Below are 17,752 nucleotides of genomic sequence, written 5' to 3' on the forward strand. Positions count from 1 at the left end.
CACGCGGACGCGGCCGGTGTCAGGAGCGCAGCCGCGACACGATCCCCAGCCACGCCTTCGCGTCGGACAGGTCGCGGTGAACCTGCAGCACGCGGTCGAGCGCGAGCATCCGCAGGGGACGCAGCACCGCGACCCGGCCGGTGACGATCGCGTAGGGCACCGCGGCGACGCGGGCGGCCTCGTGGGCCCGGACGAGGGCGCTGATGCCGTCGGACGAGCAGAAAGTGACCTCACGCAGGTCGATGAGCAGCACGGGGGGCCCGAGCTCGAGCTCCACGGCCAGCTGCTCGGCGAGCCGGCCGGCGATCGTCGCGTCGACGTCGCCGCGGACCACCACGGTCGTGTCCTCGGCGGTGGTGAGCACGACGACGACCGGCGGGTTCGCGGCCACGTCCGGGAGGGGTTCCGCCACGGCAGGCCTCCCTCCACGCATCGGCGGAGACGCCAGGTACGCGGGCCCGGCCGGTCTCCGCAGTCCTCGGCACGGCCGGGACGACGGCAGACGGCTTCTTGGTGAACCGCGGTCACCGGAGCCTACGCCGGTCACGGCCGAGGTTGAGCCTCGCTCGCGCCGGGGTACCCGGCCGGCATGAAAAAGACGCTGTACAAACCTTTGAACTTCGCCGTCAGCGCCCTCGGCGGTCTGGTCGCCGGGCAGGTTTTCAAGCTGCTGTGGCAGCGGATCGCCGGCGAGGACGACGCCCCGAGCGCGACGGACAAGCACCGCGGCTGGCAGGAGATCCTCATCGCCGCGGCCGTGCAGGGCGCGATCTTCGGCGCGGTGAAGGCCGCCGCCGAGCGCGCCGGCGCCGTCGGCTACGAGAAGGCCAGCGGCGAGTGGCCCGGCGACGACTGACCAAGGGAGCGACCGTGGACGAGGAACGACCCACCCTCGAACTCCACCGCGTGGCCGCCGACGAGGACTCGAGCGGCAACCGTCCGCCGCCTTCGCGGTGGGCCGAACGGGAAACGCCGCTGGAGGACGAGCACGGCCGGTCCCGCCGCGGGACGGAGAACTTCCGCGGCGGCGACTGACCGATCCGACCCCCAGCGCTGTCCGACGCCGGCGCCCTCGCGCTGCGCCGGTCACCGGTTCGAGGTCGGCGGGGCGCTCGGCGTGAACGCGGTTCACCGACGCGTCGCACGATCTGCACTCGAATGTCCACATCGGACTTTCTTGGGCCCAGGATCGCCTGAACCTGCTGGCCTTTCGAGGTGCAGGGGCGCCCGTGGGCACCTCCGGATCATTGTGGAACGGCGGGTACTCGGGCGGCGCCGCCGGCCTGCCGGGCCGGGGTCGACGGGTCGCCGGCCGAATGCGCAACCCCTCACCTTCCGGGTGAAGCGGAGTCGCGTTTGCTTGCCGCGGGGGCGGGTATCCGGAATCGTTGTGGGGCAAAGAGAACGGAGGCAACCATGACCATGGCCGAACAGGAGACCCGACAACAGCCGGACGCGGACGCCGAACCCACGCCGCGGGCCGCCGAACTGCCCGGGCAGAACCGCCGGGAAACCGGCAACGAGATCCGGATCGCCGCGCAGCGCGCCGGACGCGAATGGCAGCAGCCGGAAACCGACTGACCTGCCGATTCGTCCACTCCCCGTCCCCAAGCATCATTCTTCGGCGTGGCCTGACCGCCCTTGCGGTGCACCCTCGGCGGACCGCCATCGACCGTGCGCGACACGGGCGGAACGGCCGGGTGACCGCGGCCGCGCGGTGCGGGCCGTCCGGCTCGGCACCGCCTGCCAGGACCGCCGCGGCCGACGGTGGCGGCCGCCCACGAAGCGGCCGCGCCGGCTCGCCGACGTCGAGTCGACCTCGTTGCGCGAACGGCTGCCCGGCCCGGCTGGCCGGCGCTGATCCCCGGCACGTGGCGCTGGGCTCCGCAGCGCCTGGCGGTGACGAAGTCCTCGGGCTCGCCGAGGGCTACCTCGACGCCGGGCCGCTCCGGCAGCGCCTCGCCCGCCACGGCGTGCACTACCGTCGCACCGCGGCCGGGCCTTCACGGCCGACGATCTCGCCGGCGCGTTCGGGCCCCGAGGCGCCTGATCGCCACACCCGACCAGCGGCTCGTCGACCGTCCGCTCGCCGGGCTCGACCCTCGCCACCTCGACTCGACGGTCCTCAATGGACTGACGGGCAAATCCGCACTTCGGAAACGGGACTTGCCCGCCCGAGACTCGCTCCGTCTGACCGTGCTCGCCGGCCGGGTCACCGCCGGAGGCCGAGCGTCAGAAGACGAACTGCTGCCCACCGTCGATGTCGTACGTTGCGCCCGTCAGCGCCGTGTTGGTCATGAGGTGCACGGCGAGCGCGCCGACGTCCACCGGGGTGACGACGCGGCCGATGGGCAGCGTGGCGCGCAGTTCGGCGCGGCGCTCGTCCAGGCCCTCGCCCAGCAGTGACGCCGACAACGGCGTGTCGACGAACCCCGCGGCGATCAGGTTCACCCGCACCGGTGCGATCTCGAGGGCCAGCGTCGCGGCGAACGGGGGCAGCGCGGCGGTGGCCGAGGACACGATGCCGAGCGCGCGGTTCACCCGCCGGCCGCCGGTGCCGCCCATCAGGACGAGCGAGCCACCCGGGGGCATTTTCGGGGCGGCGCTGCGGGCGACTTCGAGGCCGACCACGAGGTGGTCGCTCAACGCGTCGCGGATCTCCGCCGCGGACATCGCCAGCAGCGGCCCGTAGCGCGGCGCCCCAGCGGTGATCATGACGTGGTCGACGGCGGCCAGGCCCTGGAAAAACGCGGCCATCGCCGCGGGGTCGGTCGCGTCGAAGGCCGCGGTGTCCTGCGCGCCGACATCGGCCGCGGCCTTGTCGAGCTTCTCCGGATCGCGCCCGGTCAGCACGACCTGCGCACCCTCGGCCCGCGCGAGCCGCGCGGTCTCCAGGCCGATCCCCGCGCTGCCCCCGATGACGACGACGGTCTGGCCCGCCAGACCCCGCCCCCGCTCGACGTCCGCCATCCGTCCTCCGTGCTCGTGAAAGCCCCCTCGTGAAATGCCGCCTCGTGAAATCCCTCAGAGCGGCAGTTCCGTGCCCGCCCGCTCCGCCACCATGTACCGGCTGTACCACTCCGGCCAGTTCGCGTCGGCCTGGCCGGTGCGCTTCTCGTGCTCGCCGTGCGCCACCTCCGCGCGGCGCATCGCGTCGGCCAGGTCGCTCACCGACGCGAACGACGTCTCCGCCGCGTCGACCCGCCCGGGCAGCCGCGTGGTGATCTCCTGCAGCTGCCACTGGTTCCCGTCGGGATCGGCGAACGTGGCCTGCGACCGGTAGCTGGTGCGATCCGGGTCCACCCCGGGCTCCGGCCCGTCCGGGCCGAAGTGGACGATCTCGCTCATGGCGACGCCGGCAGCGACCAGCGCGGCGCGCGTCGCCTCGATGTCGGAGACGACCACGTACCCCTTCGCCGACCCGGGTTTCGCGTCCGTGAGGTTCGCCCCGAACTGCACCGAGCACGGCGACCCGTGCGGGGTCAGCTGCACGATCCACGGCGGCGTCTCGTCCAGGCGCCAGCCGATTCCCGTGTAGAACGCCTTGGCCCGCTCGACATCCGCGACGGGGATCACGAGCACCTCGACCTTCATGTCGACGTTCTCGAGCCCGCTCTCCGACGTGGTCATCCCGGCCTCCCGTGGCAACGCAGGCGCCCCAGCGTAGCCGTTGTGCCCGGAAGCGGGCCCGGCGTTGAAAATCTTCCCGCCGATCGGGTCCAGGTGTGGCTCACCGGCGTCTGAGCAAGCGCGGCGCGACACCCCAGAACACGACGAAGAGCAACAGCGCGAAGCCGGCCACGCCGAACATCGCCGCCGCGCCGTAGACGACCTTCGCGATGAGCGCGACCGTCACCGTGATGGCCAGAGCCAGGCAGACCAGCCCGGCGACCACCACGCGGTTGCCCACGGTGAGGATGTGCTCGCGGCTGCCCGTCCGGAACAGCAACCGGTGCCAGGCCGCGGGTGCGGTGAGCATTGCCGTCGCTGCCACCGCGAGCACGACGGCCGCCATGTGCAGGCCCTTCTCGAACCCGCTGGCCTCGCGGAACAGGGAGGTGAAGACCACCGAAAGCAGGAACCCGAACAGGATCTGCACCCCGGCCTGGGCCACCCGCAGCTCCTGCAGGAGCTCACTCACGTTCCGCCCGAGCTTCTCATCGCGGGTCTCGCCGGAGTGCTCCGTCACCCATCCGAGTGTAAGCACGACCAGCGAAGACGGCAGCGCTTCGCACGTCCCGGCAAGGTTTCACCCCCGCGAGACGGGGTACCCGAATTTCAGGCGCGGCACGCGGTCCCAGCCAGGTCGCGCCGACCGGGCGTCGCCGGTCCACGAGGTCGGCGACGCCCTTCGACCTGCCCGGAGAACCGGGGAACCGACTGTCCTCATCGGACTGTTTCGAGATCATCTCCTCTGCGGCGGAGATTCACCCCCGGGGTACCGGGAGCGAATCTCCGCTACGGAGCTCACCACGCGCTCGGGACCATGGTGCTCACACCGAGGATCAAGCGTTCCGCGTCGCGGTCAGCGCCTCCAGGTCCACGGTCACGCCGTACACGTCGAGCGCCTCCTCCACGGAAAGCAGCTCGTCACGCACGTCGCGCAGCACCGCCTCGACCGGACGGTCCGCAGGGGACCCGTGCCCACCGCCGCCGGCCGTGCGGAGGGTGACCGTCGGAGCACCGGCGTCGAACGGCAGTGCCCCCAACCGGGCCGAAGTCTCGGACACTGGCACCGCGACGCGCCACCCCGAGCTGTCCGGGGCCGAGATCGCCCGCCACGTGGGCCGTGAGCGCAGCCAGATCTCGCGGATGCTCAAGGCGTTGTCCGCCCACGGGCTGGTCGAGCAGAACCCCGAGACGCGTGGGTACCGGCTCGGCTGGCAGCTGCACGTGCTCGCGGCGCACGCCGGCGACCAGCGGCTGCTCGGCAGCGGCACGGCGGTGCTGCGCGCCGTGGTCGCCGAGACGGGCGAAAGTGCGCTGCTGTCGATCCTGCAGGGCGACCAGTCGTTCACGATCCTGCGTGAGCGCTCGCCCCACACCGTGCAGGCCGGCGGCTGGGTCGGGCGGACCTCGCCCCTGCACGTGACCGCGTCGGGCCGCGCGCTGATCCTCGACCACGAGGACGACGACATCCGCGCGCTGCTGTCGCGCACGCCGCCGGGCGAGTTCGGCCCGCGCGCGCTGCGCAGCGTGGCCGAGGTGCTCGAACGGCTGCACCACGAGCGGCAGGAGAGCTGCACCGTGGCGATCGACGAGCTGGAGGGCGGGCTGCTGTCGGTCGGCGCGCCCGTGCGGGACGCGACCGGGCGGATCATCGCGTCGCTCAACGTGTCCGCGCCGACGAGCCGGGCACTGGACCGCCTGACCGAGCTCAGCGCGACGACCAAGGTCGCCGCGCGCCGGCTCAGTGCCATCATGAGCCGAGCGTCCTGACGGCGTGCTCTCAGAGCATCACCACGTGACGGTACAGCCACCACACGCCTAGACTCGCCGGCGATTCCACTGTGGACCGTCGAGGAGTGCCTTGTCATGACCGAAGCAGTCGCCCTGCACCACGACGCCCTGCACCACGACGCCATGCACCACGACGCCGTGGTCGCGGACGCGCACAACGACCTGCTCATGCTCTGCTCGCGCTACCCCGCCGCCCGGCAGGCCGCGTACTTCCGCAGCGTATGGCTGCCGCAGCTGCGCGCCGGCGGCGTCGACCTCCAGGTGCTGCCGGTGTTCCTCGAACCCGAGTTCCGCCCCGAAGGCGCGCTGCGCCAGGCGCTGCGGATGATCGAAACCGCCTGGCGCGTCGAGGCCGGCAACCGCGATGCCGTGCGGCTGTGCCTCACCGGCGACGACATCCGCGAAACCCTCGCCGACGGCCGGATCGCCCTCGTGCTGGCGCTGGAGGGCTGCGAAGCCGTGGGCCTCGACGTCGGCCTGTTCGAGACGCTGCACCGGCTCGGCGTGCGGATGGCGTCGTTCACGCACTTCGGGCGCACAATGCTCGCCGACGGCTCGGCCGAGGACGACACGGGCGGCCGCCTCACGAGTGCCGGCGTGGACGCCGTGGCGGTGTGCGAGGAGCTGGGCATCATGCTCGACGTCTCCCACCTCGGCGCCACGTCCACCGACCACCTGCTGGAGCTCGCCACCCGGCCGCTGGTCGCGTCCCACTCCTCGGCCTTCGCCGTGCGCGCCCACCACCGCAACCTCACCGACGCCCGCCTGCGCGCGATCGCCGACGCCGGCGGGGTCGTGGGGATCAACGTCCTGGCCCAGTTCGTCGACGAGCACGAGCACACCGTCGCCCGCGTCGCCGACCACATCGAACACGCGGCGGACGTCGTCGGCGTCGCCCACGTCGGCCTCGGCCCCGACTTCATCAAGGAGGTCTCCGACAGCCTCCGCCGTGCCGACGAACGCTCGTGGGACGACCGCACGGCGCGCGAGTTCGTGCCCGGCCTCGAAGGCCCGGCCGGGCTCCCCCGCATCACCGCCGAGCTCCGCCACCGCGGCTGGGCCGAGCCCGACGTGCGCCAGGTGCTCGGGCTCAGCTTCCACGACCTGTTCCTGAAGGAGCTCGGAGTTCCGGGAGCCGCACGCTAGCCGGTCCCGGACCGTCCACTGTGGTCAGCGGCCTCAGCCGAGCATCTTCTGCGTCTCGTCCCACAGCCGCGCCGCGAGTGCCGGGTCGATCGCGTACGGCGCGACACCCTTGCCGTCCGGGGTGGGGTTCGGCTGGACCGGCGCGAGGACGGTGTCCTCGAAGTAGCGGCCCGTGATCCCCTGGACCAGGGGCGAACCCGCGAGCAGCACCGACGTCGACGCGCCCTGGTCCGGAGTCTTCCAGCCCGGCGGGACGGCGAGGACGTTGCCGTGGTCGTCGAGGGCGCCGACGAAGCCGAGCTGCGTTTCGTCGAGGTGGCGCTGCAGGTTGGTCATGATGCCGCCCGGGTGCAGCGCGTTGGCGGTGATGCCGTCGGCCGCCCAGCGTTCGGCGAGGGCGACGGTGAAGAGGATCATCGCGGTCTTCGAGCGGGCGTAGGCGGTCCACGCTTCGTATGGCGTGCGCTCGAAGTGCGGGTCGTCGAAGTCCACCGCGGCCATGAGGTGGGCCGAGGACGCGACGTTGACCACGCGGGCGCCGCCGGCCTGGGCGAGGGCGTCGTGCAGGCCGAGGGTGAGCGCGGCCGGGCCGAGGTGGTTCACGGCGAACTGCCGCTCCCACCCGTCGGCGGTGCGCGTGAGCTCGGGCAGCGCCATGACCCCGGCGTTGTTGACCAGGATGTGCAGCGGGCCGTCCCACGCGGCGGTGAAAGCCGCGATGCTCGCGCGGTCCGCCAGGTCGAGCTGCACAGCGGGCAGATCCTCGACGGCCTTCGGGTTGCGGACGGCCACGGTCACGTCGGCGCCGGCCGCCGCCAGAGTCCGGGCGGTGACGAGGCCGATGCCGGACGCGCCTCCGGTGACGATGGCGCGAAGGCCGGTGAGGTCGACGCCGTCGAGCACCTCGGCGGCAGTGGATGAAGCCGTGAACGGAAGTGCGGTGTCAGTCATTTTTCCAGCTCTCTTCGATCTTCTCGGCACCCGGGTACCGAAGGTTCAGCGGGGGAAATCGGTGCTGCGGGCCACGTCCTCGCCCGCGTCCAGCTCGGCGAGGCGCGTGGTCAGTGCGGCCCGGATGGCCTCGAAGGCATCGGCGCCGAGGGCGAGGCGGCGCGGGGCCGGGGTGACGCCGGCCGAGTCGATCACGGCCGTCGCGACGCGAGCCGGGTCGCCGGGGGCGTCGCCGGTGAGGTTGCCGGCGCCTTCGAGGTACTGGCGCAGCCGGCCGACGGGCGTGCTCGCGTAGACGTCGAGCGGTTCGGCGACGGACATCGCCGCGCCGAAGCCGGTGCGGATGGTGCCGGGCTCCACCATCGTGATGCCGACGCCGAACGCCGCGACCTCGCCGATCACCGACTCCAGGAAGCCCTCCACAGCCCACTTCGACGCGTGGTACATGCTGCCGCCGGGGCTGGAGATGTGGGCGCCCATCGTGGACGTCTGCACGAACCGCCCGCCGCCCTGCGCGCGCAGGTGCGGCAGCACGGCGCGGAACAGTTGGATCGGCGCGGTGGTGTTGAGCGCGAGCTGCCCCTCGATCGCCTCGTCCGACAGCTCTTCGGCGGCCCCGAACGCCGCGGCGCCGGCGTTGGAGAAGACCACGTCGATGCGCCCGAGCTCCGCGAACGCCTTCTCGACCACGGACCGCAGCTGCGCCGTGTCGGTCACGTCCAGCTGTGCGGTCCACAGCAGGTCCGGGTGTCCCAGGCCGGCCAGCGTCTCCGGCCGGCGCGCCGTGGCGGCCACGCGGTGTCCCCGCGCCAGCAGCTGCTCGGTGACCGCCCGGCCGATGCCGGTCGACGCGCCGGTGACGAACCAGGTGACCATGTCGCGCTCCTTCGATAGTTCCAACTGTTTGGTTTAATCTGCGCAAGACAAAACCAACTGGATGGTTTAAAATCTAGCCACGGCTCCGCCGGATTGTCAACCAGCCAGTTGGTTTATTACCCTGGGGCCATGACGTACGACTCGGACGCGACCCGCGCCCGCCTGCTGGAGGCGGCGCACGACGAGTTCGTCGAGCGCGGCCTTGCCGGTGCCCGGGTCGACCGCATCGCGGCCGCGGCCTCGGCGAACAAGCAGGCCATCTACGCGTACTACGGCTCGAAGAACGCCCTGTTCGACGCCGTCCTCGACGCGCGGCTCGGCGTGCTCGCCGACCTGGTCCCCTTCACGCCCGACGACCTGCCCGGCTACATCGGCGCGCTGTTCGACTACCTCGTCGCCGAGCCGACCGTGATGCGCCTCATGCAGTGGAAGGCGCTCGAGCGCCCCGAAGCGTCGGCCGCGGAGGTGCGCGCCCACCTCGACAAGGCCGCGGAGATCTCCGCCGGGCACGACGTCGACGTCGAGCAGGGCATCGACGTCCTCATGCTCACCCTCGCGCTGGCGCAGTCGTGGAATCTCACCCCGCCCGACATCCGCTCCCCCGCCGGCCACGACTCGGCCGCCCGCCGCAAGCGCCACCGTGAGGCCGTGCTGCGCGCGACCACGGCCGTCGTGGCCGAACTCCTGGGGTCCGACGGTGCAGACTGAGCTCTGATCATCCACGAGCGGAAGGAGCCGCATGAGCCGGTACGCGCGTTTCGAGCACCTCAGGGTCGACGGGCCGGACGAGGACGGCGTGGTCGAACTGGTGCTGGACGGGCCGAACCTCAACGCCGTGAGCGAGGCCGCACACGGCGACCTCGCCGAGATCTGGCGCGAGTTCGACCGCGACCCCGCGGTGAACGCGGTGCTGCTGCGCGGCGAGGGCAAGGGGTTCTCCGCCGGCGGGTCGTTCGACCTGGTCGAGAAGCTGACCACCGATTTCGAGGCCCGCTCGCGCACCATGCGGGAGGCGCGGGACCTCGTCTACAACATCATCGACTGCTCCAAGCCGATCGTGTCCGCGATCCACGGGCCGGCCGTCGGCGCGGGGCTGGTGGCGGGCGTGCTCGCGGACGTGTCGGTGGTCGCGAAAACGGCGAAGATCGTCGACGGCCACACGCGGCTCGGCGTCGCGGCCGGGGACCACGCGGCGATCTGCTGGCCGCTGCTGTGCGGGATGGCGAAAGCCAAGTACTACCTGATGACCTGCCGGCCGATGAGCGGTGAGGAGGCCGAGCGGATCGGCCTGGTTTCGCTGTGCGTGGACGAAGAGGCGGAGCTGCTGCCGACCGCGCGCGGCCTCGCCCGGGAGCTGGCGCTCGGCGCGCCGAACGCGATCCGGTGGACGAAGCAGAGCCTCAACGCGTGGTACCGGCAGATCGCCGGCGCGATCTTCGACTCCTCGCTGGCGCTGGAGTTCTACGGGTTCGCGGGGCCGGAAGTGCGCGAAGGCCTGGCGTCGCACCGGGAACGCCGCAAGCCCGACTTCACCGGCCGGGGCGGCGCCGATGCCTGAGGCACTGCTCGACGGGCTGCGGGTAGTCGAGATCTCCAGCTACGTCGCCACTCCCCTGTGCGGCTTGACCCTGGCCCAGCTGGGCGCCGACGTCGTGCGCGTCGAACCGCTGGGCGGCGCGCCCGACCGCACGCGCTGGCCGCTGGCCGACTCGGGCACGAGCCTGTACTGGACCGGGCTCAACAAAGGGAAACGCTCGATCGCGGTGGACCTCGCGTCCGAAGTGGACCGACAGCGGGTGGCGGACCTGATCGTCCACGGTGGACCGTGTGTCGTCGTCACCAACACCGATCGGCATCCCGAGCTCACGCACTCCGCGCTGTCCGCGCGGCGCCCTGACGTGATCCACGTGCTGCTGGAAGGCCGCTCCGACGGGGGCGCCGCCGTGGACTACACCGTCCAGGCGGCCACGGGGTTCCCGCTCATCACCGGCCCGCCCGACGTGCCCGGGCCGGTGAACCACGTCCTGCCCGCATGGGACCTCGCCGCCGGCCTGTACCTCGCCACGGGCCTGCTCGCCGCCGAGCGCCGCCGCCTTCAAACCGGCCGGGGCGCGTCGTTGCGCGTCGCGCTGGAGGACGTGGCCCTCGCCACCGCGGGCAACCTCGGTTACCTCGCCGAAGCCCAGGTCACCGACCACGAACGCGCCAAGTCCGGCAACGACATCCACGGCACCTACGGCCGCGACTTCACCACGGCCGACGGCGTGGCCGTCGTGGTTGTCGTGCTGACCGAACGCCATTGGACGAAGCTGCTGGCCGCCACGGGCCTCACCGCCGCCTTCGCCGCTCTCGCCGACTCCCTCGCGATCGACTTTTCCGGCGAAGCCGCCCGCTTCGAACACCGCGACCTCATCTCGGTGCTGCTGGCCCGCTGGTTCGCCACCACGCCGTACGCCGACGCCGCCAAGGCCCTCGACGCCCACCGCATCCTGTGGCAGCGCTACCGCACCTTCGCCGAGGTCGGCCGCGACCCCGAACTGGCGGACCAGGACCTCTTCGCACCCCTCGACCAGCCCGGCGTCGGCCCGCACCTGGCGCCGAAATCACCGCTCGTGGTCGACGGCGCTCGCCTCGACCCGATCCCGGCGCCGTCCGTCGGGGAGCACAACGCGGAGGTCTTCGGCCCGTAGCTCCTGGGTGGTCCTCGCCGATGACCTTCGGCGAGGACTGGGGTGGGGCACGCCGAAAGCCGCGACGGGCCGAAAACCCTTACGCTGAGCCGGAGTCGAGGAGGGGCCCCGATGCGCGAGGCGGACCGGTGAGGACGTACGACGCGATCGTGATCGGTGGTGGGCACAACGGGCTCGTCGCGGCGTTGTACCTCGCCAAGGCCGGGTGGTCCGTGGCCGTCGTGGAGCGCAACGACAGCGTGGGCGGGGCGATCGCCGGCGGGGAGGTGACGCTGCCGGGGTTCGAGCCTGACCTGTACTCGACGAACCAGAACCTGTTCCTCGGTTGCGCCGCCTACGCCGACTTCGGCACCGACCTCACCCGGCTGGGCCTCAAGTTCCGAGTCACGCACCAGCCCTACTCCAACGTCTTCCCCGACGGCCGCAGCCTGCGAGTCCACCACGACCACGAGAAGACGCTCGAAGGCCTCGCCGCCCATTCGCGGGCGGACGCCGAGGGATTCGAGCGCCTTACGCGGTGTACCGTCGGTTCGCCACCCACCTGTTCGCGCTCTACGGCTCGGCGCTGCCGTCGAGAGCCGCCGTCGGAGAAGTCGCGCGACTGGTCCGGAAGCAGGGGGTGCGCGGTGCGCTCGACCTGGCCCGGACGCTGCTGATGAGCACCCGCGAGCTCGGCGAAACCTGGTTCGAGACCCGCGAAGCGCAGGCGATGGCCGCGTGCTGGGGCATGCACCTCGACTTCGCGCCGGACGTCGGCGGGGGCGCGATGTTCCCGCTGCTGGAGCTGTTCGCCGACATGGAAAACGGCATGTCCGTCGTCGAAGGCGGAGCGCAGCGACTCCCGGACGCACTCGCCGCGCTGCTGGCCGAGCACGGCGGCGAAGTCCACACAGGACTCGAGGTCGACGGGGTGCTGCGCGAGGACGACCGTGCCGTCGGGTGCGGACGGCGGACGGCACCCGCCTGCGGGCGCGGGGCGCGGTCGTGGCCAACGTGGGACCCCGAGCGCTGTACGGAAAGCTGCTCGACGTCCCCGAAGACCTGCGGCGCAAGGCGAAGAACTTCCGCTACGGCCCCGCCACGCTCATGCTCCACCTCGCACTCGACGGCCCGCTCCCCTGGGCCGCCGGCGAAGACCTCGCCGAGTTCGGTGACGTCCACGCCGCGCCCTACGTCGACGACCTCGCCAAGACCTACACCGAAGCCCAGGCCGGCCTCCTGCCCGCCGACCCGTTGCTGGTCGTCGGCCAGACCACGGCCGTCGACCCGACACGCGCCCCCGCCGGCAAGCACGTCGCGTGGCTGCAGGTCCGCACCGTGCCCTCGGTGATCCGCGGCGACGCGGCCGGCACGATCCGCGCGACGACCTGGCCCGAAGCGGCCGAGCCGATGGCCGAACGCGTACTCGCGAAGCTCGAGCGCTACGCACCCGGCGCGTCGGCCCGGATCGCGAAGTACGCGGTGCACACACCCCAGGACCTCGAATCCGCAAACCCGAACCTGGTCGGCGGCGACAGCGTCGGCGGCAGCCACCACCTGCCGCAGAACTTCGTCTTCCGCCCGCTCGGCTGGGGCCACCACAGCTACCGCACGGCGGTCGACGGGCTCTACCTCACAGGCGCGGCGACCTGGCCGGGCGCCGGCACCAACGCGACGTCCGGCCGGCTCGCGGCCCAGCGCGTGCTCCGGGACGCGAAGCGCCGCCGCTGACGGCTCACGCGCGGTCCTTGTTCACCACGCGCAGCACCAGCCACTGGTCGAACCACGCACCCACGGTCGTCACCACGAGCATCATCAGGCCGAGGATCAGGTGGGTGTAGCTGTGCAGCGGCGCGACGCTGTCGGTCAGCCGCGTGAGGCCGAGCTGCACGAGCAGCCGCGCCACGAACAGCGTCGCCACCAGGCCCAGCGCCTGCTTGCGGCGCCACACCGCGCGCAGCAGCCGGCGTCGCCGCGCGAGCATCGTGGACCACAACACCAGGTGGACCGCGAGCACGACGAGCGGCAGCAGCGCCACCCACGGGTACCGGTCCTGGAACTGCACGGTGAGGTCCCCGCTCGCCGCGAGCAGCCCCACGAGCACGAAGTACCACGCGGGCAGCCCGGTGATCCTGCCCTGCGGAAGCCACTGCGGCCCGGGGATGAAGTCCGTCTTCAGCATCGGGGTCTCCTTCGTGTGCCGATGCGTCGAGACTCCCGCAACCGGCGACGGCGAAGATCGACCGCGCGAACGAACCTCGGCCGCCGTCTCATACCTCCGGACGAGACGCGCGCAGCACCTCCACGAGGTCCCGCTCGCCGAAGCCCGCCTCGCTCGCGACCACGCGCAGCGACCGGTGGGCAGGCGCGCGCTGGCCCAGCTCGTAGAGCCACGTGCCGAGGCGGTAGCGGTGTCCGTCGCGCTCCGGCAGCTCGCATTCGACGAGCTCCTGCACGAGCCGGTGGACCGTCGCCTTCGGCAGGCCGCTGCGGCGGGCCAGCCCGCTGATCCCGAGCACGGACGAGCTCGCGTCCAACGACCGCAGGATCGCCCGCGCGCGGCGCAGCACCGCCTTCGCGGGCGGGGTGCCGAGGGGTTCGCTGCCGGCCGCCATCCCGCCTGCCGCCGCGACCGCTGATGCGAGGTGGTTTCCCGGCCGCCGCACCCGTCGTCACGGGCCCGCGCTCAGGGGCGCGAGCCCCTCAACCAAGACGTCAGCGTGGACTTCGCCGTCTCCACGCGCGACGGCGTGGTGAGGCTCTGGGCGACGAGGTGGCCCGAGCCGCCGCCGAGCCCGGCGCCCGGGTGAGTCGACGCGCCGATGTGCCACAGCCCCGGCACCGGCGTACGGTGGTGGGCCGCGCTGGGCAACGGGCGCCACAGGAAGCTCTGGTCGACTTCGGCGGCGCCGCCGTACGGGTCGCCGGCGACGGCGTTGACGTTCGCGGCTTCGAGGTCGGGCGGGGTGATCACGTCGACGGCCAGCACCTTGTCCCGCAGCCCGGGCGCGTGCCGCGCGATCCGGTCCAGCACGCGGTCGGCGTAGGCGGAGGCGAGCCGCGACGTCCAGCCGTCCGTGACGTCGAGCTCCCCCGCCGCGTCACCGACCGGGGCGAACGGCGTTTCCTGCAGCTGCAACCACAACGCGGCCGCGCCCTCGGGCACGCGTGAGGGGTCGAGCAGGTACTGCTGGCCGACCACGATCGTCGGGCGGTCCGGCAGCAGGCCGGCTTCCGCTTGGGCGCAGGCGATGCCGGTGCTCGCCGAACCGTCGGAGACGTGGACGAGCGGGATCTCGCGCAGCCGCTCGTCGCGCCAGTCCAGTGGCGCGGACAAGGCGACGTGGATCTGCAGCTCCGCACGGCCGTAGCGGAAGCGGCGGGCCTCGTCGGTGACCCGCTCGGGCACGGACCCGGCCGGCAGCAGCTCGCCGTACAGCGCCGTCGGAGTCACCGACGCGACCACGGCCCGCGTGGCCCGCAGGGTCTCACCGCCGGCCACGACACCGACCGCGCGGCCGCCTTCGACGAGGATGCGTTCGACCGGCGCGCCCGTGCGGATCTCCACACCCCGAGCTTCGAGCAGCGATCGGAACGCCTCGACGAACCGTCCGGCCCCACCCTCGACCACGGGCAGGCCGAACCCGTGCATGGTCGCCGCCAGCACCGGCACGAGGAACCCGCCCGAGGCCTGGTCGGGGGCCAGGCCGGCGTGCAGCAGCCACGGGATCCACAGGTGGTCGACCTCGGAGCCGGTGAACTCCCGCGCGCACCACGAACGGCCGCTGCTCACGAAGTCACGCAGCCAGCGTTCGGTCCCCGTGCGGCCGAGGCCTCGCGCGAGCCCGCCGGCGTGCTTCAACAACAGAGGCGAGCGCAGCTCCGAACCCATCAGCCCGCCGACGGGGCCGGCGTGGTCCAGGAAGTCCTGCAACGCCTTCAGGTACCGGGTGCGGTCCTCGGCGTGCGCGAACTCCGCCGCGGTCTGCTCCGGGTCGCGGTGCGCGACCACGGCGTGCCCGTCGTCGGCGATGCTCGCGACGAGCGGCCCGTCGGCGTTGCGGTAGACGAGCCCGTGCCGGTGCAGCTCCTCCCCCAGCGCCGCGTACGCGCCGCCCGAGACGAACAGCGGGTGCCAGGAGGAGAACGTGTCGTGCACGTAGCCCGGGAGCGTGCGTTCCTCGCTCGCGATGAACCCGCCGAGCCGGTCGTTGCGCTCCACGAGCGTCACCGACCAACCCGCACCGGCCAGTTCCGCCGCCGCCACCAGCCCGTTGACGCCACTGCCGATCACGATCGCGTCCGGCATCTACTTCCCCTTCACGCCGTCCTCGTCACGACAGGTGGGCCCGCACCGCGTCCCGTCGCGGATCGGTCCAGCCCTTGCTCTCAGCGTAAACGATCATCTTCCCGAACGCTTCAGTCCACTGTGGATCGTCACCTGGTCCTTCGCCCCGCAGCCACGCCACCGACAGCCACGCGTGCCCGCCGGCCGCGGTGCCGGCTCCGGCGCCGCGCAACGCCGCGTCGACGTCGGCTTCGGTGACTCCCTCGGCTCGTTCGACCGACAGCGACCTCAGCTCCTCGGCTTCGACCACCGTCGGCCGAAGCTCCGCACCGATGACGACCTTCACGCCTTCTCCTCCCGTTCGACCTGCTGCGGCAGGTGGGTTCCGAATGCCCGGTTGTGGTAGGTCAGCGGCTCGTCCAGCCGCGGCACCGCCGAAAGCCGCACGCGGGCCAGCACCCTCGAACCGGTGTCCAGTGCGACGCTGACCAGCGGCGGATCGGCCGAGAGCGCCGCGAAGGCGCTGACCATGGTTTCGTGGGGAACCCCGTCGTGCAGCGTCGTCACGATGGACACCGGCGCGCACACCCCCGCCATGGCCTCGCGGAACAGACCGCCGTCGACGCCGGCGGTTCCCGTGGTCACGCTCATGACACTCCTCTCCGAGCGGCGTCCCGAGTCTGCCTCACCCGCCCGCGGTGAGCCCGACGATCGTGTTGAACGCCTCTTGCCGAAGCACGCGATGGATTCGTCTTTCCTGCACGACGTCCGGCGCGGTCAGGCAGATCGCCGCGAGGGCGAGCCGTTCGTCGGCCTGGGTGGGTTCGAGCGCACCGAGCAGCACCACAGTCCGTTGTGGACCTCGCCCTGCTCGAAATGCAGGCCGTCCTTCACCCCGGTCTTGATCACGCTCTTGAGCCCGGCCGAGTCCACCGGCGTCTGCCCCGTGAGCCGGGGCACCGGTTCCTCCGGCAGCAACGGGCCGCGTTGCGCCGGCGGCCGCTCGCGGTCGCCCACAGCGGGTGCGGGCGGACCACCACGCCGAGCACGTCGGCGCGAACGGCGGTGCGCCGGCGCGGCAGGTGCCACAGCAGCGGCACCTGCTCACCGCCGAGCAGCCGGCTGACCACCACGATCTCCCCGGTCTGGTCCGCGGCGGGGTTGAGCGTGCGCGGCCTGCGCGCGGCGTTCCACCGCGCCGACCTGCCCTCGCCGATGAAGTACCTGCGCGAGCTCCGGGTGCGGCGCGCCCACGAGGAGCTCGTGGCCAAGAGCGCGGAAGAAACCACCGTGACGGCGGTGGCGCTGCGGTGGGGGTTCAGCAACGCCCACCGCTTCGCCGCGCTCCACTGTGAGCTCTACGGCACCTCACCCGGCCGGGCCCTTTCCGGGCGGGATCAGGCCTTCGCGCGCAGCCCGGCCACGAGCTCGTCCGCGGCGCAGCAATCTTCCTCGGTGGCCTCGAAAGTCGAGGTCGCCTTGGTGTAGGAGCGCGTCAGCTCGAGGATCTCGATCGTGTAGTCGTCGAGGATTTCCCGGTGGCCCAACGCTTGCACGGCGCGGTGCTCGGGATCGTCGTACCAAGCGCGCATGTGCTCTTCGGTCTCGAAGTACGCGATGGCCAGCTCACGCCCGTCCGGCACGTCGAGCTTGTGCAGCGCGACGAACCCCGGCATCGCGCAGGCCCGCTCGAACATGCGCGCCCCGATCGCGGCGTACTCGTCGTTCTGCCACTCCGGCTTGACCTTGCCCCAGAAAAGCGCGACGAACATCTCGAACCTCCTGCGAACGGGTCCACGGTGACCGCCCGCGAGCGTATAGCACCCGTGCCGACCGTCACAAGTACGCGATGTCAACCGTGCAGCCTCCCCGGTGGACGGCGCGAGATCAGCCGATCGCCCGCCGCACCAGCGCGGTGATCTGCTTCTCCACCTCGGCGGTCACCTCGGTCACGGCATACGCGACCGGCCACAGCGCACCGTCGTCGAGCTTCGCCAAGTCACTGAAACCGAGCGTCGGGTAGCGCGTCTTGAACTTCGCCGACGGCTGGAAGTGACACAGGAGCTTGCCGTCGAGGGCGTAGGCCGGCATGCCGTACCAGAGTTTCGGCTCCAGCTGCGGCGCCGCGGCCAGGACGACGGCGTGCACGCGCTCGGCCCGCTCCCGGTCCGCCGGGTCCAGCTCCGCGATCTTGTCGAGCACGTCCTGGCGCGCCTGCGCCGCCTTCTCGGCTTTCGAGCCGCCACGCGCGGCCGCCTTGAGGTCCTTCGCGTGGTCCTTCATCGCCGCGCGCTCTTCGGCGCTGAAGCCCTCGCGCCGAGCCGCCTGTCTGGTGGCCATCAGATTCCCCTTCCGTCCAGAT

25 protein-coding genes are annotated in these 17,752 nt (G+C 72.2%); 11 read left to right on the plus strand and 14 right to left on the minus strand.

Features of this window, described 5'->3' with window-relative positions; all coding sequences use genetic code 11:
- Positions 1-19: 19 nt before the first annotated feature.
- Positions 20-412, minus strand: coding sequence for an STAS domain-containing protein (locus tag AB0H62_RS42645; protein ID WP_360592094.1), 393 nt, complete (start codon positions 410-412; stop codon positions 20-22).
- 177 nt (positions 413-589) lie between these two features.
- Here AB0H62_RS42645 and AB0H62_RS42650 point away from each other — a divergent pair, with 177 nt between their 5' ends.
- From AB0H62_RS42650 to AB0H62_RS42660, 3 genes are all read left to right on the plus strand, one after another.
- A complete protein-coding gene (locus AB0H62_RS42650; protein WP_220240460.1) occupies positions 590-856 on the plus strand; it encodes a DUF4235 domain-containing protein in 267 nt (88 codons plus the stop codon).
- A gap of 14 nt (positions 857-870) precedes the next feature.
- On the plus strand, positions 871-1,035 hold the full coding sequence (locus AB0H62_RS42655) for a hypothetical protein (protein WP_360592095.1): 165 nt from the start codon (positions 871-873) through the stop codon (positions 1,033-1,035).
- Between the two features lie 381 nt (positions 1,036-1,416).
- The gene (locus AB0H62_RS42660; RefSeq protein WP_220240458.1) at positions 1,417-1,581 is read left to right on the plus strand and encodes a hypothetical protein; all 165 of its coding nucleotides are present in this window, start codon (positions 1,417-1,419) and stop codon (positions 1,579-1,581) included.
- Between the two features lie 651 nt (positions 1,582-2,232).
- On the opposite strand, the gene AB0H62_RS42665 is transcribed toward AB0H62_RS42660, so the two are convergent.
- From AB0H62_RS42665 to AB0H62_RS42675, 3 genes are all read right to left on the minus strand, one after another.
- Positions 2,233-2,970: an SDR family oxidoreductase gene (locus AB0H62_RS42665; protein ID WP_360592096.1), complete on the minus strand. Its 738-nt coding sequence runs from the start codon at positions 2,968-2,970 to the stop codon at positions 2,233-2,235.
- Between the two features lie 54 nt (positions 2,971-3,024).
- Positions 3,025-3,630 carry a VOC family protein gene (locus tag AB0H62_RS42670; RefSeq protein WP_220240456.1) on the minus strand — a complete coding sequence of 202 codons (606 nt, stop codon included), beginning with the start codon at positions 3,628-3,630 and terminating at the stop codon, positions 3,025-3,027.
- Positions 3,631-3,730: 100 nt separating this feature from the next.
- Complete coding sequence (locus tag AB0H62_RS42675; protein WP_220240455.1) at positions 3,731-4,189, minus strand: DUF6328 family protein; 459 nt, start codon at positions 4,187-4,189, stop codon at positions 3,731-3,733.
- A gap of 479 nt (positions 4,190-4,668) precedes the next feature.
- Between AB0H62_RS42675 and AB0H62_RS42680 the strand changes: the two genes are divergently transcribed.
- A complete protein-coding gene (locus tag AB0H62_RS42680; RefSeq protein WP_220240454.1) occupies positions 4,669-5,439 on the plus strand; it encodes an IclR family transcriptional regulator in 771 nt (256 codons plus the stop codon).
- Between the two features lie 96 nt (positions 5,440-5,535).
- Positions 5,536-6,606 (plus strand): membrane dipeptidase, encoded by a 1,071-nt coding sequence (locus AB0H62_RS42685; protein ID WP_360592097.1) that lies wholly within the window; start codon positions 5,536-5,538, stop codon positions 6,604-6,606.
- A 33-nt stretch (positions 6,607-6,639) separates the two neighbouring features.
- On the opposite strand, the gene AB0H62_RS42690 is transcribed toward AB0H62_RS42685, so the two are convergent.
- Both AB0H62_RS42690 and AB0H62_RS42695 read right to left on the minus strand, forming a co-directional pair.
- Positions 6,640-7,557, minus strand: coding sequence for an SDR family NAD(P)-dependent oxidoreductase (locus AB0H62_RS42690; RefSeq protein WP_360592098.1), 918 nt, complete (start codon positions 7,555-7,557; stop codon positions 6,640-6,642).
- Between the two features lie 45 nt (positions 7,558-7,602).
- Positions 7,603-8,433, minus strand: a complete 831-nt coding sequence (locus tag AB0H62_RS42695; protein WP_220240451.1) for an SDR family oxidoreductase — start codon at positions 8,431-8,433, stop codon at positions 7,603-7,605.
- A 129-nt stretch (positions 8,434-8,562) separates the two neighbouring features.
- Between AB0H62_RS42695 and AB0H62_RS42700 the strand changes: the two genes are divergently transcribed.
- The 5 genes from AB0H62_RS42700 (at position 8,563) to AB0H62_RS42720 (ending at position 12,833) form a co-directional block, all read left to right on the plus strand.
- The gene (locus AB0H62_RS42700; RefSeq protein WP_220240450.1) at positions 8,563-9,141 is read left to right on the plus strand and encodes a TetR family transcriptional regulator; all 579 of its coding nucleotides are present in this window, start codon (positions 8,563-8,565) and stop codon (positions 9,139-9,141) included.
- A gap of 31 nt (positions 9,142-9,172) precedes the next feature.
- A complete protein-coding gene (locus tag AB0H62_RS42705) occupies positions 9,173-9,991 on the plus strand; it encodes an enoyl-CoA hydratase/isomerase family protein (protein ID WP_220240449.1) in 819 nt (272 codons plus the stop codon).
- Entirely contained in the window at positions 9,984-11,123 is a 1,140-nt protein-coding gene (locus AB0H62_RS42710) for a CoA transferase (RefSeq protein WP_360592099.1), read from the plus strand. Before AB0H62_RS42705 ends, AB0H62_RS42710 begins: the two co-directional genes overlap by 8 nt.
- A gap of 128 nt (positions 11,124-11,251) precedes the next feature.
- Positions 11,252-11,779, plus strand: coding sequence for an FAD-dependent oxidoreductase (locus AB0H62_RS42715; protein WP_360592100.1), 528 nt, complete (start codon positions 11,252-11,254; stop codon positions 11,777-11,779).
- 283 nt (positions 11,780-12,062) lie between these two features.
- Positions 12,063-12,833, plus strand: coding sequence for an NAD(P)/FAD-dependent oxidoreductase (locus AB0H62_RS42720; RefSeq protein ID WP_220240446.1), 771 nt, complete (start codon positions 12,063-12,065; stop codon positions 12,831-12,833).
- A 4-nt stretch (positions 12,834-12,837) separates the two neighbouring features.
- Here the strand turns inward: AB0H62_RS42720 and AB0H62_RS42725 are convergent, their stop codons facing one another.
- The 6 genes from AB0H62_RS42725 to AB0H62_RS42750 form a co-directional block, all read right to left on the minus strand.
- Complete coding sequence (locus tag AB0H62_RS42725; protein ID WP_220240445.1) at positions 12,838-13,284, minus strand: hypothetical protein; 447 nt, start codon at positions 13,282-13,284, stop codon at positions 12,838-12,840.
- A gap of 88 nt (positions 13,285-13,372) precedes the next feature.
- Positions 13,373-13,717, minus strand: a complete 345-nt coding sequence (locus AB0H62_RS42730) for a helix-turn-helix domain-containing protein (RefSeq protein ID WP_220240444.1) — start codon at positions 13,715-13,717, stop codon at positions 13,373-13,375.
- Between the two features lie 71 nt (positions 13,718-13,788).
- On the minus strand, positions 13,789-15,411 hold the full coding sequence (locus AB0H62_RS42735) for an NAD(P)/FAD-dependent oxidoreductase (protein ID WP_360592101.1): 1,623 nt from the start codon (positions 15,409-15,411) through the stop codon (positions 13,789-13,791).
- 25 nt (positions 15,412-15,436) lie between these two features.
- Complete coding sequence (locus AB0H62_RS42740) at positions 15,437-15,736, minus strand: hypothetical protein (RefSeq protein ID WP_220240442.1); 300 nt, start codon at positions 15,734-15,736, stop codon at positions 15,437-15,439.
- Positions 15,733-16,041 carry a flavin reductase family protein gene (locus AB0H62_RS42745; protein WP_220240441.1) on the minus strand — a complete coding sequence of 103 codons (309 nt, stop codon included), beginning with the start codon at positions 16,039-16,041 and terminating at the stop codon, positions 15,733-15,735. The genes AB0H62_RS42740 and AB0H62_RS42745 overlap by 4 nt, the downstream gene beginning before the upstream one ends.
- A 34-nt stretch (positions 16,042-16,075) precedes the next feature.
- Positions 16,076-16,237, minus strand: a complete 162-nt coding sequence (locus AB0H62_RS42750) for a hypothetical protein (RefSeq protein WP_220240440.1) — start codon at positions 16,235-16,237, stop codon at positions 16,076-16,078.
- An 8-nt stretch (positions 16,238-16,245) separates the two neighbouring features.
- Between AB0H62_RS42750 and AB0H62_RS42755 the strand changes: the two genes are divergently transcribed.
- Positions 16,246-16,878, plus strand: coding sequence for a helix-turn-helix domain-containing protein (locus AB0H62_RS42755; protein WP_360592102.1), 633 nt, complete (start codon positions 16,246-16,248; stop codon positions 16,876-16,878).
- Here the strand turns inward: AB0H62_RS42755 and AB0H62_RS42760 are convergent.
- Together AB0H62_RS42760 and AB0H62_RS42765 are read right to left on the minus strand one after the other, a co-directional pair.
- A complete protein-coding gene (locus tag AB0H62_RS42760) occupies positions 16,788-17,162 on the minus strand; it encodes a hypothetical protein (RefSeq protein WP_220240438.1) in 375 nt (124 codons plus the stop codon). The genes AB0H62_RS42755 and AB0H62_RS42760 overlap by 91 nt on opposite strands.
- A 115-nt stretch (positions 17,163-17,277) precedes the next feature.
- Positions 17,278-17,730 (minus strand): DUF1801 domain-containing protein, encoded by a 453-nt coding sequence (locus AB0H62_RS42765; protein ID WP_220240437.1) that lies wholly within the window; start codon positions 17,728-17,730, stop codon positions 17,278-17,280.
- Positions 17,731-17,752: the final 22 nt, after the last annotated feature.

The organism is Amycolatopsis sp. NPDC050768 (assembly GCF_040654155.1).
Lineage (GTDB): Bacteria > Actinomycetota > Actinomycetes > Mycobacteriales > Pseudonocardiaceae > Amycolatopsis.

Excerpts from the sequence above, each read along its gene's own strand:
- AB0H62_RS42650 (WP_220240460.1), top strand. The coding sequence starts at position 590 with ATGAAAAAGACGCTGTACAAACCTTTGAACTTCGCCGTCAGCGCCCTC.
- AB0H62_RS42660 (WP_220240458.1), top strand. The coding sequence starts at position 1,417 with ATGACCATGGCCGAACAGGAGACCCGACAACAGCCGGACGCGGACGCC.
- AB0H62_RS42665 (WP_360592096.1), bottom strand. The coding sequence starts at position 2,970 with ATGGCGGACGTCGAGCGGGGGCGGGGTCTGGCGGGCCAGACCGTCGTC.
- AB0H62_RS42670 (WP_220240456.1), bottom strand. The coding sequence starts at position 3,630 with ATGACCACGTCGGAGAGCGGGCTCGAGAACGTCGACATGAAGGTCGAG.
- AB0H62_RS42685 (WP_360592097.1), top strand. The coding sequence starts at position 5,536 with ATGACCGAAGCAGTCGCCCTGCACCACGACGCCCTGCACCACGACGCC.
- AB0H62_RS42690 (WP_360592098.1), bottom strand. The coding sequence starts at position 7,557 with ATGACTGACACCGCACTTCCGTTCACGGCTTCATCCACTGCCGCCGAG.
- AB0H62_RS42695 (WP_220240451.1), bottom strand. The coding sequence starts at position 8,433 with ATGGTCACCTGGTTCGTCACCGGCGCGTCGACCGGCATCGGCCGGGCG.
- AB0H62_RS42700 (WP_220240450.1), top strand. The coding sequence starts at position 8,563 with ATGACGTACGACTCGGACGCGACCCGCGCCCGCCTGCTGGAGGCGGCG.
- AB0H62_RS42705 (WP_220240449.1), top strand. The coding sequence starts at position 9,173 with ATGAGCCGGTACGCGCGTTTCGAGCACCTCAGGGTCGACGGGCCGGAC.
- AB0H62_RS42710 (WP_360592099.1), top strand. The coding sequence starts at position 9,984 with ATGCCTGAGGCACTGCTCGACGGGCTGCGGGTAGTCGAGATCTCCAGC.
- AB0H62_RS42725 (WP_220240445.1), bottom strand. The coding sequence starts at position 13,284 with ATGCTGAAGACGGACTTCATCCCCGGGCCGCAGTGGCTTCCGCAGGGC.
- AB0H62_RS42730 (WP_220240444.1), bottom strand. The coding sequence starts at position 13,717 with ATGGCGGCCGGCAGCGAACCCCTCGGCACCCCGCCCGCGAAGGCGGTG.
- AB0H62_RS42735 (WP_360592101.1), bottom strand. The coding sequence starts at position 15,411 with ATGCCGGACGCGATCGTGATCGGCAGTGGCGTCAACGGGCTGGTGGCG.
- AB0H62_RS42745 (WP_220240441.1), bottom strand. The coding sequence starts at position 16,041 with ATGAGCGTGACCACGGGAACCGCCGGCGTCGACGGCGGTCTGTTCCGC.
- AB0H62_RS42760 (WP_220240438.1), bottom strand. The coding sequence starts at position 17,162 with ATGTTCGTCGCGCTTTTCTGGGGCAAGGTCAAGCCGGAGTGGCAGAAC.
- AB0H62_RS42765 (WP_220240437.1), bottom strand. The coding sequence starts at position 17,730 with ATGGCCACCAGACAGGCGGCTCGGCGCGAGGGCTTCAGCGCCGAAGAG.